Consider the following 11,532-nt stretch of genomic DNA (forward strand, 5'->3'; position numbering starts at 1 on the left):
TACGACCGGGGCGCGGCGCGCGCCCGACGGGTCGCCCACCGGTGTGCAGTCCGCGCGCACGGGGACGCGCGGTGCCACCGCCGACTGCTCGTCGCAACCCGAATCACCCGGAACGTGACGTGTCCGACGATCTGCGCCATTCGACGTGCGAGCCGCGCGGAACGCTGTCAAGGTAGGTGCTTACCGGCCAATAAGGCACATTCGGGACAAAAGGAGAATGACATGGGCTTCATCGCATTCATCGTTCTGGGACTGCTCGCCGGACTCATCGCTCGCGCCATCCTCCCGGGCAAGCAGACCGGGTCGATCCTCATGACGATCCTCCTCGGCATCGTCGGTGCGCTGCTCGGCGGCTGGCTCGGGAGCGTCCTGTTCTCGGCGCCCCTCGAGGAGTTCTTCTCGATCCAGACGTGGCTGCTCGCGATCATCGGCTCGGTCATCGTGCTGGGCATCTACGGCGCGGTGCGCGGGCGCAACGGTCGTACCGCCTGACCGACCCGCTCCCCCAGGCCGTCACCGCGCGCTCGTCGCGCCCCGTCCGGCCGCGGTGGCAGAGCGAAGGGCCCGCTTCCTCGTCCTGAGGAGGCGGGCCCTTCGTGCGTCCGCCGCTACGCCACGCCCACGGCGTACCGGGCGGGGTCCGCGTCGAACGCAGGCCCGCACCCGGCGCAGCAGAAGTAGTACCGCTCGCCCTCGTGGTCGCGATACAGGCCCGCCGCTTCGGCAGCCTTCTTGCTGACCGCGCTCCCGACCATGACCGGGCAGGTCGTCATGTCGTCGCTCGCCGCTCCGGGAACGGTCTCGGAGCCTGTGCCCGCCACGTCCGGGTCGGCCGTGCCGGTGCTGCAACAGCTCGTGGGCGCCGGGGGTTCGTTCGTCATCGTGGGTGATTCCCTTCGTGGTTCCAGTGGGTGTGAGGGTCGGGGCGTCACGGTCTGGCGACGCTCCGGAACCCGCGCAGGCGCAGGCTGTTGCCGACGACGAAGACGCTCGACAACGCCATCGCCGCCCCTGCGAGCATGGGGTTGAGCATGCCGAGCGCCGCGACGGGGATGGCCGCGACGTTGTAGGCGAAGGCCCAGAAGAGGTTGGTCTTGATCGTCACGAGCGTCTTGCGGGACAGGCGGATCGCGTCGACCGCGCTCCGCAGGTCGCCGCGTACGAGCGTGATGTCGGACGCCTCGATCGCGACGTCGGCACCCGTGCCCATGGCGAGCCCGAGGTCGGCCTGGGCGAGGGCGGGGGCGTCGTTGACGCCGTCACCGATCATCGCGACGGTCTTCCCCTCGCGCTGGAGGCGGGTCACCACGTCGACCTTGTCCTTCGGGAGGACCTCGGCGATGACCTCGTCGATACCGACCTCCGCGGCGATCCGCCGGGCGACGGCCTCGTTGTCGCCGGTGAGCAGCACGGGGGTCAGCCCGATGCCCTTGAGCTGCGCGATCGCCTCGGCGCTCGTCGGCTTCACCGTGTCCGCCACGACCAGGATGCCGCGCGCGCGGCCGTCCCAGCCCACGGCGACGACCGTCTTGCCCTCGCCCTCGGCACGCGCCTTCGTGGCGGCCAGGGCGGGGCTCAGCTCCTGAGACCACTCGGCGAGCAGCGACTCGCGACCCACCAGGACGGCGTGGCCGTCGACGACGCCCTGCACTCCCTTGCCCTCGACGTTCGCGAAGTCCTCGGGGATCGGCAGGGCACCGACCTCCTGGGTGGCGCCCTTGGCGACCGCCTGGGCGATCGGGTGCTCGGACGCGTCCTCGAGTGCGCCGGCGAGCCGGAGCAGCTCGGCACGATCGACCCCGGGCTCGACGACCACGTCGACGAGCGTCATCCTGCCGGTCGTGACCGTGCCGGTCTTGTCCAGCACGACGGTGTCGATCGTGCGGGTGGACTCGAGCACCTCGGGGCCCTTGATGAGGATGCCCATCTGCGCGCCGCGGCCGGTGCCGACCAGGAGTGCGGTCGGTGTGGCGAGCCCCAGGGCGCAGGGGCACGCGATCACGAGGACCGCGACCGCCGCGGTGAACGCCGCGGTCACGGGGAACCCGGCGCCCAGCCAGCCCCCCAGAGTGAGGGCCGCGACCACGATCACGACCGGGACGAACACGCCGGAGATCCGGTCAGCCAGACGCTGCACCTCGGCCTTGCCGGTCTGGGCGTCCTCGACGAGCCGGGCCATCTGCGCGAGCTGCGTGTCCGACCCGATCCGGGTCGCACGGACCACGAGCCGACCGCCGGCGTTCGTCGTGGCGCCGGTGACGGTGTCTCCCGCGGAGACCTCGACCGGTACAGACTCCCCGGTGAGCATGGACTCGTCCACGGCGGACGTGCCGGTCACCACGACGCCGTCCGTGGCGATCTTCTCGCCCGGGCGGACGACGAACTCGTCGCCGACCTGCAGGTCCTCGACGGGGATCTTGGTCTCGACCTCTCCGCGCAGTACCGAGACCTCCTTCGCGCCGAGCTCGAGCAGTGCGCGCAGGGCCGCGCCGGCCTGCTTCTTGGAGCGCTTCTCGAAGTACCGGCCGGCGAGGATGAACATCGTGACCCCGGCCCCCACCTCGAGGTAGATGTTCGCCGCACCGTCGGACGGTGCCAGCGAGAGCTCGAACGGGTGCGTCATGCCCGGGGTGCCCGCGGTGCCGAAGAACAGCGCGTACACCGACCACAGGAACGCGGCGGAGGTGCCCATCGAGATCAGGGTGTCCATCGTCGCGGCGCCGTGCTTGAGGTTCACCCACGCCGCCTTGTGGAACGGCCAGGCCGCCCACACGATCACGGGCGAGGCGAGCGCGAGCGACGCCCACTGCCAGTACGTGAACTGCCAGGCCGGGACCATGGCCATCGCGATGACCGGCACGGTCAGCACGACCGCACCGATCAGACGGTGGCGCAGCGAGGTCAGCTCGGGGTCGCCCTCCTCTCCTCCTCCTGTGGGTCCTCCGACCTTGCGCCCACCTCGGGGCGCGGGCAGGGCGGCGGTGTACCCGGTCTTCTCGACCTCGGCGATCAGCACCGCCGGGTCGTACCCGTCCGGGACCGTCACACGGGCCTTCTCGGTCGCGTAGTTCACGGTCGCGACCACACCGTCGAGCGTGTTCAGCTTCTTCTCGATCCGCATCGCGCAGGACGCGCAGGTCATCCCACCGATCTCCAGCTCGACGCCTGTGGTCACGCCCGCGGGCGCTGTTGTGCTCATGTGCAGCTCCTTCTCTCGACTGGTGGGAAAGGGTCGGGCCCTTCGCTCAGGGGCCCTGCGGGTGCGAGACGTCGTCGTGCCGGCCCGTCTCGGTCCCCCCGGTCCAGCCGGCCACGGCACTCTCCGGCACGACGGCGCCGGCGACGCCGAACGCGCTGCCGAAGGCCACGACGAGCCCGAGCCCGTAGAGGGTCAGTCGCACACCGGTCCTCATGCCGAACGCACGGCCGAGTAGCCGGCCTCCTCGACCGCGGCCAGGACCTGCGCGTCGTCGACGGGCTGGGGTCCCGTCACGACGAGCCGACCCGTCTGCGCGCTCACCTGGATGTCCTCGATCCCGGCGACCTGTCCGACCTCCTCGCGGATCGACAGCTCGCAGTGGCCGCACGTCATGCCCGACACCTGGTACTCGTTCGTGGCCATCGCGGGCCTCCCTCTCGTGAAGCGATACCCCCACCGGGTACCTCTGGATCGTGAATGTATACCCCTTGGGGGTATAGCGCAAGCACGATCCTCCCCCCGCTCCTCGGGGCGAAGGGACATCTCCACCGATCGACGAAGGACGAGTGGCCAGATACCCCTACGGGGTAGTTCCACGTCGAGCCGGAAGCCGCTCATCAGCATGTTCGCCCATCCTTGACACCCATACCCCCTATGGGTATAGGTTCTGCGACGCCGGGTCTGCCGGCCGTTCCTCAGGAGGAGAGCTCATGTCTACCCATCCACCCCTGTCGCCGACGAAGCGGTGGCTCGGCCTGGCGTTGATCGCCACGGCGCAGTTCGTCGTCATCATGGACACGTCGATCATCGGCGTCGCGCTGCCGGACATCCAGAGAGATCTCGGGTTCACGCCGGAGTCCTTGTCGTGGGTGTTCAACGCCTACGTGGTCGCGTTCGGCGGCCTGCTCCTGCTGGGCGGCCGCCTCGCCGACGTGTTCGGCGCCCGGAAGATCTTCGCGCTGGGCTGGGTCGTGCTGATCGTCGGATCGATCCTGGCGGGAGCCGCGAGCAGCGTCGGGCTCGAGATCACGGGCCGCGCGATCCAGGGCGCCGGTTCCGCGATGATCGCGCCCGCCGCACTGACCCTGCTGATGATGCTCTTCGGCGGGAGCCGTGACCTCCCCAAGGCCTTCGCGGTCTACGGCGCAGCGGCTCCGGTCGGAGGCAGCGCCGGGGTCTTCCTCGGAGGGGTCCTCACCGAGTACGCGAGCTGGCCCTGGGTCTTCTACGTGACCGTGCCGATCGCGGTCCTCGTGCTCGCGTTCACCGCGACGACGCTCCCGCGCACCCCCCGGAAGCCCTCGGGCTCGATCGACGTCGCCGGGGCGCTCACCGTGACGGCCGGGCTCGCTGCTGTCGTCTACGCCGTGGTCAACGCCCCGGAGGTCGGTTGGCTCACCGCACCCACCCTCGGCGTGCTCGCCGGAGGCATCGGCCTGCTCGGCATCTTCTTCGTCATCCAGGCACGCAGCCGCAACCCGCTGCTCCGCCTCGGGCTGCTCCGCGCTCCCCAGCTCGGCGCGGCGAACGGGGCGCAGCTCCTGCTGGGGGCCGCGTGGGTCTCGATGTGGTTCTTCCTGAACCTCTACCTGCAGCAGGTCCTCGGTGCGAGCTCCTTCGCGGCGGGCGCTGCGCTCCTCCCGATGACCGGTCTCGTCGTGCTGGTCATGCTGGCCTGGGCTCCGCGGCTCCAGCAGAGGTTCGGCGCGCGGTCGCTCATCGTGACGGGCCTCCTCCTGCTGGCGGCCGGACTCGTGTGGCTCTCGTTCGTCCGTCCTGACGGCAGCTACGTGGTCGACGTCCTGCCCGCGTCGCTCCTGGCAGCGCTCGGCATGTCCCTCGCGTTCGTCCCCTCGCTCGGCACCGCCATCAACGCCGCACCCGCGGCCGAGACGGGCGTCGCTTCGGGCCTCGTGAGCACGAGCTATCAGATCGGTTCCGCCCTCGGGCTCGCGGCGCTCACGGCCGTCGTCCACGTCGTCTCCGGTACCGACCCCTCACGGGTCGACCTGACCCAGGGGTACTCCGCGGCGTTCGTCGGGGCGGGAGCCCTCGCCCTGGTCGGAGCGGTCGTGACGGCCGTCGCGATGTCGAGGCCCCGCGTGCCCGTCGCCGCGTCCGACGGAACGATCGGCCGCTAGCCGCTAGCCGCTGGCTCCGCGACGAAGGTCGCAGGGCGCCTCGCACGACGGCCGAGCCCGCTCGACGCCGGGGTCCGGGTCCACACGGCAGAGATGCCCGGTGGCCCCGGGCCGCGGCCCGCCCGGCCCACCAGGTCCGGGAGCGGGCGGGCGGCCCGCAGCAACCCGCCCGGCCGGGCCACCCCGCCCGGCTGGCCCGCCCACCCGGCCGGGCCACCCGACGCGAGGTCCCCCGAGCAGGGTCACCGTCCCGGGATGTCGCCAGCCCACCCGGCCGCCTGCCGCGTCCGCCCCGCGACGAACGCGACGGTGAGCCCGATGACCAGCGCGGTCGTGTGCCCCACCGCCGTGAAGCTCCGCGCCAGGAACCCGGGGCCGACCCAGTACACGACGACGAACGCGATCCACCACCAGCGCCACCGACGCGGCACCACCACGGTGAGGAACCCCATCACGGTCGCCATGACGTAGCTGACCCCGACGTCGTCGACCCTCGCGACGCCCGGGTTGACGAAGCCGTGGAAGATCCCTGTCGTCAGGACCATGGCCGTGAAGACGGTCGCCCCGACGTGCCCCATGAACCCGACCGCGAGCGCCCCGAGCCGACCGACGAAGCGCTGTGCATAGGCCAGCACCACGAGGAGCTGGAGCACCAGGAGCACCTCGCCCGCGCTCGAGATGACGAACGCGCTCGCGAGGAGCACCGAGAAGGGGCGGTCGCGGAGGTTCGCAAGGTTGGTGCTCGTGTCCTCCAGGACCTGGTCGCGGGTCCCCTCGGGGAGGAACCACAGCACGGCCGCGACCACGAGGACCACGGAGCAGTAGGCGATCGCGAGGTCGGCCCGGCAGACGGTACGCCACACGTCGGTCAGCGCGTGGCGCACGAGCTGCGGGGCGCTCGCGCCCCCCGTCGGAGCGTCCGTCATCTCGCCACCGTACGTCGGGGCGGGCCCGCGAGCGCCTCGAGGGTGCCCCCGCCCGCCCGCCGACTGCGGGCGCCCGGCGCGACCACGACGGCGGGTGACCGATATCCCCTGGGGCGGCTCCGCCGTCGGGCGTACCATCGACGGAGAGCTGTGCCGCGGGACGAGCCCACGGCCACCTGATCTTGGAGCGCATCACGATGCAGCGAGGAAGCGGGGCGGCCGTCCTGGCCTGCTCGGGCGCGGGCCGGACGCCCGCCCAGCACGCCTGACGCCCCACGGCGCCACCCCGACGGACCGCACGGTCGCGTCGGCTGATCGGCGTACCTCGGCGGACGTCCTGTCCTCCGGTGACCTGTGCTCACCGGTCGGACCGACCCCCTCCTGCCGTCGCTCGACGCACGCACCTGCCGACCCTCGTCGGCCGAGCAGCGCGCCGCGCTCACGACGGCCCCTCCGCACGAGAGTGGTAGAACCATGAACCCCCTGACCGAGAAGCAGATCCGCTCGTCCTTCGTGAACGCCTCGCGCCGTGAGGCGTCCCAGCTCACGCTCCCGTCCGACCTGGCGGACCTGCGCTGGGACCGCCTCGACTACCTCGGATGGGTGGACCGCAAGGCGCCGCTGCGCGCCTACGTCGTCCTGACCGTCGACGACGCCCTGGTGGGTCTCGCGCTGCGCGCCCCTGAGGGCACGGCGTCGCGTCGCCGCGCGGTGTGCGCGTGGTGCGAGGACGTCATCGCGACCGACGACGTGTCGCTGTACGTCGTGCGCCGGGCCGGCACGGCCGGTCGCAACGGCGACACGATCGGCACCCTGATCTGCACGGAGTTCGGCTGCTCCAGGAACGTGCGCCGCAAGCCGACCATCGTCGAGGCCGGGCAGGACCCGGTCGGGCTCGTCGAGCGACGCATCGCGGGCCTGCGCGAGCGGTCCGTGAAGTTCGCGCGCGAGGTCCTGCGCGAGGTCTGACCGCGCGCGGTCATGTTTCGCGGGGCGGTGCCGGGCGTCCGGCACCGCCCCGCGGTCGCCACACCCAGGACACCTGTCGCGGCTAGGCTCCCGTCATGCTCCGCCTCGAGAACGCCACGTACCTCGTCCACGACCTCGACGACGCCATCGCCTTCTTCACGGACGCGCTCGGCTTCACGCTGCGCCAGGACGAGACCTTCGAGGGCGGGTGGCGCCGCGTCGTCGTCGGCCCGGGTGCCGGGACCGGCGCGGACGGCGCGGACACGGGACTGGTGCTCGCCCTCGCGACGTCCGACGACGCGCGCGCCCGCGTGGGGCGGCAGGCGGGCGACGAGGTCGCCTTCTTCCTCCGGACCGACGACTTCGCGGCCCAGCACGCGCGCATGCTCGCGCACGGGGTGCGCTTCCGCGAGGAGCCCCGCCACGAGGTCTACGGGACGGTCGCGATCTTCGAGGACCTGTACGGCACACCCTGGGACCTCATCCAGCCGCCGCACGCCTGACCTGCCGCACGGTGGGACGCCGTCGCCCGCGGTCGCCCCACGGTTTCACTACCGAGTAGATACTCGGTAGTGTCGGTCGTGGTGCCACGGCCCCCGACGACGTGGGGCACCGGCCACGCGACGAAGGGTGAGAGATGGACAAGATCTTCTACGGCACGGCCTACTACGACGAGTACCTGCCGTACGACCGCATCGCCACGGACACGACGATGATGACCGAGGCCGGGCACACCGTGATCCGCATCGCGGAGTCGACCTGGAGCACGCTCGAGCCCCAGCCCGGGGTCCTGGACTTCTCGCACGTCGACCGCGCTCTCGACGCCGCGTCCCGCGCCGGGCTCGACGTGATCGTCGGCACCCCGACCTACGCCGTGCCCGCGTGGCTCGTCGCGTCCTACCCCGAGGTGCTCGCCGAGACGAGCACGGGCCGCGGGCGCTACGGCGCGCGCCAGATCATGGACATCACGCACCCCGCGTTCCGGCTGCACGCCGAGCGCATCATCCGTGCGCTCGTGGACCACACGGCGCAGCACCCCTCGGTCGTCGGCTTCCAGCTCGACAACGAGACCAAGTTCTACGACACCGCGTCGCCCGCGGTGCAGCGCTCGTTCGTCAAGCACCTGCGCACGCTGTTCGACGACGACCTCGGCGCGCTCAACGAGGCGTACGGGCTCGACTACTGGTCCAACCGCGTCGACGCGTGGGAGGACTTCCCCGACGTGCGCGGCACGGTCAACGGCTCGCTCGGTGCAGCCTTCGACCGCTACCGCCGCGGGCTGGTCGACGAGTACCTGGGCTGGCAGGCCCAGATCGTGCGCGAGTACGCGCGCGACGACCAGTTCCTCACGCAGAACTTCGACTTCGACTGGTCGCCCGGCTGGTCCTACGGCCTGCAGCCCGCGGTCGACCACTTCAGCGCCGCGCGGACGGTCGACGTGGCCGGGGTCGACATCTACCACCCCACACAGTCGCGCCTCACGGGCAAGGAGATCGCGTTCGGCGGCGACATGACCCGCTCGATCAAGGACGGTGCGAGCTACCTCGTCCTCGAGACCCAGGCGCAGGGCCAGATGGGCTGGCTGCCCTACCCGGGCCAGCTCCGCCTCCAGGCCTACAGCCACCTCGCGTCCGGCGCGTTCGGCGTCATGTACTGGCACTGGCACTCGATCCACAACTCGTTCGAGACGTACTGGAAGGGCCTGCTCTCGCACGACCTCGAGCCCAACCCCACGTACGAGGAGTCGGGGGTCGTCGGGCGCGAGTGGGCCGAGCACGGCCAGTCGCTGCTGCACCTGCGCAAGACGAACCGCGTCGCGATCATGGTCAGCAACGAGGCCCTCACCGCGCTGCGCTGGTTCACGCTCGAGACGGGGTTCATCGACGGGGTCTTCGGCTCGTCGATCGGCTACAACGACGTGCTGCGCTGGGTCTACGACGCCCTGTTCGACCTGAACGTCGAGGTGGACTTCGTCCCGCCGCACGTCGAGGACCTCTCCCGGTACGCGATGGTCGTCACGCCGGTCCTGTACACGGCCCCCGAGTCGACCCTGGCGACGCTGCGCACGTACGTCGAGCAGGGCGGCCACCTGGTCTCGACGTTCCGCACCGCGGTCGCCGACGAGCACGTCAAGGTCTGGCACGACCGCGCGCCCCACGGGCTCACGGACGTGTTCGGCATGACCTACAACCAGTTCACGACGCCCGACGGCGCCCGCCTCGCCCCCGCAGGCCGGCTCGCCGACGCGGTCGACGGCACGCCCGAGGCCCGGACGCTGCTCGAGCTCCTGCGGCCCGAGGGGGCCGAGGTGCTCGCGACCTACGACCACCCCGCCTGGGGCGAGTACGCCGCGATCACCCGCCACCGCTTCGGCGCAGGCACCGCGACGTACCTCGGCACCATGACCGAGCCCGAGGTCCTGCGCGACGTGCTCGGCGCCCTGCTGCGCGACGCCGACCTGTGGTCGTGGCCCCAGGACCTCGCGGGTCGCGTCACGGTCCGTCGGGGCACCAACGGCCGCGGCCGGGAGCTGACGTACCTGCTCAACTACTCCGCGAGCACGGTCGAGGTCCCGTCCCCGGTCACCGCGACCTCGGTGCTCGACGGCGCCCGGGTCACCGAGGGCGACGTGCTCGCCGTCGGGCCGTGGGACCTGGTGGTCCTCGAGGGCTGACCCCGCCGCGCACGACGCCCGACGGCGAAGGCCGGTCGCCCCTCCCGCGGGAGGGGCGACCGGCCGTCGTGCTCCGCGGCCGTGCCCGGTTTCCGCGGTTGTCCGGGCGCCCGCGGGTTCCCGACGCCTGCGTCGGCCAGGGCGCTCTGCCCCGGCCGACGCACGGTCCGGTGCACCGTTGCGCAGGGGCGCGCGGCGCCGGGCACGGCTCCGCCCTCCGCCCCCGGCGGGGACGGAGGGCGGAGGGCGGCCCGTCAGGCCGGGACGACGAACGTGTTGAGCGAGCGCGGCGCGAGCGTCGCGGTGAACGACCGCGACCCGTCCTCGGGGTCGGTGAACGAGAACTGCTCGGCGCGGTCGAGCGCGTTCTGCACGACCACGGCCACCGAGCCGTCCGGGTTCTCGTAGGCCGACCCCTGGGCCGCGAACCGACCCGTCGTGCCCAGCCGGACGGCGCCGGGGCGCACGCCCGCGCTGTAGTGCTTGAGCACGTAGTACTCCGGGTTCCGGGTGAACGTGCGCGTGGCCCGGTCGACCGTCACGAGCGAGTTCTGCGGCCAGCCCCACGTGCTCAGCCCGCCGGGCTCGAGCGCCATGTTCCAGTACGTGTATCCCGTCGCGCCGTGCTGCAGGTAGTGGCGCACCAGGTGGAAGACGTACTCGGCGTCCTGCCACGCGTTGTCGCCGAACCCGCACTCGGACTCGGTCTGCATGATGTCGAGCTCGGGCCACGCCTCGTGCGTGCGGGCGATCGCGTGCTGCCCGGCCCACTGGTAGCCGACGCCCGCGAGATGACGGCGGGCCTCGTCGTCGAACAGGATGTTGTCGACGAAGCGCGCGTAGTTCGTGAGCTTCTGCCCGGCGGCCGTGAACGCCATGTCCTCGGGGCCGTTGAGCGTGCCCAGGTAGATGTCGACGTCGAGCCCCGACGCCTCGACGACCGGGCCCAGGTGGTCGCGCACGAACGTGCGCAGCTGCTCCGAGCTCCACACGCACGACGGGAACTTCTGGTCCGCGAAGACCTCGTTCTGGATGTGGACCTGGTCCACGCGGATCCCCCGCGCCGCGTACTCCTCCACGAACCGCACGAAGTAGCGTGCGTACGCGTCGAGGTTCTCGGGCGTCATGACGAGCGTGCCGAAGTTGTACGCGGGCGGGTTCTTCATCCACGTGGGCGGGCTCCACGGCGAGCAGTGCAGCACCATGTCGTCCTGGTAGCGCTGCGCCTGGCGGATGTAGGGGATGACCGCCTCCTCGTCGCGCTCGACGCTGAAGTGCTCGAGCGCGAGGTCGCCGGGCACCTCGTCGTAGCTGTACCAGGACGACGCGAAGTCGTTGGCCCCGATCGCCGACCGGTTGACCCGCAGGTTGAGCTCGTCGGGGTGGAAGAGCTCGCGGTAGACCTGCTCCTGGTCCGCCGCCGAGAGCGAGGAGATCGCGCGGTACCCGAGCTCGTTGAACGTGCCGCCGAACCCGCGGATCGGTCGGCCGCGCGCACCCGTCAGGGTCAGCCCGCGGTCGGCCGTCGCTCCGGGGGTGGGCTCACCTCCGTCCTGCCAGCGTGCGTCGTCGGTCGAGGTCACCCAGGTGGTCACGTCGTTCTCCTCAGGGATCGGGCGGGGC

Annotated in this window: 11 protein-coding genes; 5 read left to right on the forward strand and 6 right to left on the reverse strand. The window is 71.7% G+C overall.

Features of this window, described 5'->3' with window-relative positions:
• Positions 1-222 precede the first annotated feature (222 nt).
• Complete coding sequence (locus ACIPWA_RS15970; protein WP_400291560.1) at positions 223-492, forward strand: GlsB/YeaQ/YmgE family stress response membrane protein; 270 nt, start codon at positions 223-225, stop codon at positions 490-492.
• Positions 493-608: 116 nt separating this feature from the next.
• Here ACIPWA_RS15970 and ACIPWA_RS15975 read toward each other — a convergent pair whose 3' ends face one another.
• From ACIPWA_RS15975 to ACIPWA_RS15990, 4 genes are read right to left on the reverse strand one after another with little or no spacing between them, the layout of a single operon-like run.
• Positions 609-881 carry a YHS domain-containing protein gene (locus tag ACIPWA_RS15975; protein ID WP_400291562.1) on the reverse strand — a complete coding sequence of 91 codons (273 nt, stop codon included), beginning with the start codon at positions 879-881 and terminating at the stop codon, positions 609-611.
• Between the two features lie 47 nt (positions 882-928).
• The gene (locus tag ACIPWA_RS15980; protein ID WP_400291564.1) at positions 929-3,199 is read right to left on the reverse strand and encodes a heavy metal translocating P-type ATPase; all 2,271 of its coding nucleotides are present in this window, start codon (positions 3,197-3,199) and stop codon (positions 929-931) included.
• 46 nt (positions 3,200-3,245) lie between these two features.
• Positions 3,246-3,401, reverse strand: a complete 156-nt coding sequence (locus ACIPWA_RS15985; RefSeq protein ID WP_400291566.1) for a hypothetical protein — start codon at positions 3,399-3,401, stop codon at positions 3,246-3,248.
• 8 nt (positions 3,402-3,409) lie between these two features.
• Positions 3,410-3,622 (reverse strand): heavy-metal-associated domain-containing protein, encoded by a 213-nt coding sequence (locus tag ACIPWA_RS15990; RefSeq protein ID WP_400291568.1) that lies wholly within the window; start codon positions 3,620-3,622, stop codon positions 3,410-3,412.
• Between the two features lie 287 nt (positions 3,623-3,909).
• On the opposite strand from ACIPWA_RS15990, the gene ACIPWA_RS15995 reads away from it, so the two are divergent.
• On the forward strand, positions 3,910-5,340 hold the full coding sequence (locus ACIPWA_RS15995; protein ID WP_400291570.1) for an MFS transporter: 1,431 nt from the start codon (positions 3,910-3,912) through the stop codon (positions 5,338-5,340).
• Positions 5,341-5,582: 242 nt separating this feature from the next.
• Here ACIPWA_RS15995 and ACIPWA_RS16000 read toward each other — a convergent pair whose 3' ends face one another.
• Entirely contained in the window at positions 5,583-6,266 is a 684-nt protein-coding gene (locus tag ACIPWA_RS16000; RefSeq protein ID WP_400291571.1) for a rhomboid-like protein, read from the reverse strand.
• A gap of 474 nt (positions 6,267-6,740) precedes the next feature.
• Between ACIPWA_RS16000 and ACIPWA_RS16005 the strand changes: the two genes are divergently transcribed.
• From ACIPWA_RS16005 to ACIPWA_RS16015, 3 genes are all read left to right on the forward strand, one after another.
• The gene (locus tag ACIPWA_RS16005; protein WP_400291573.1) at positions 6,741-7,235 is read left to right on the forward strand and encodes an FBP domain-containing protein; all 495 of its coding nucleotides are present in this window, start codon (positions 6,741-6,743) and stop codon (positions 7,233-7,235) included.
• A 95-nt stretch (positions 7,236-7,330) separates the two neighbouring features.
• Positions 7,331-7,738 (forward strand): VOC family protein, encoded by a 408-nt coding sequence (locus ACIPWA_RS16010; protein WP_400291574.1) that lies wholly within the window; start codon positions 7,331-7,333, stop codon positions 7,736-7,738.
• A 134-nt stretch (positions 7,739-7,872) separates the two neighbouring features.
• Complete coding sequence (locus ACIPWA_RS16015) at positions 7,873-9,909, forward strand: beta-galactosidase (RefSeq protein ID WP_068709373.1); 2,037 nt, start codon at positions 7,873-7,875, stop codon at positions 9,907-9,909.
• A gap of 254 nt (positions 9,910-10,163) precedes the next feature.
• On the opposite strand, the gene ACIPWA_RS16020 is transcribed toward ACIPWA_RS16015, so the two are convergent.
• Positions 10,164-11,504 carry a glycoside hydrolase family 30 protein gene (locus ACIPWA_RS16020; protein ID WP_400291577.1) on the reverse strand — a complete coding sequence of 447 codons (1,341 nt, stop codon included), beginning with the start codon at positions 11,502-11,504 and terminating at the stop codon, positions 10,164-10,166.
• Positions 11,505-11,532: the final 28 nt, after the last annotated feature.

The organism is Oerskovia enterophila, assembly GCF_044748475.1.
GTDB classification, from domain to species: Bacteria; Actinomycetota; Actinomycetes; order Actinomycetales; family Cellulomonadaceae; genus Oerskovia; species Oerskovia enterophila.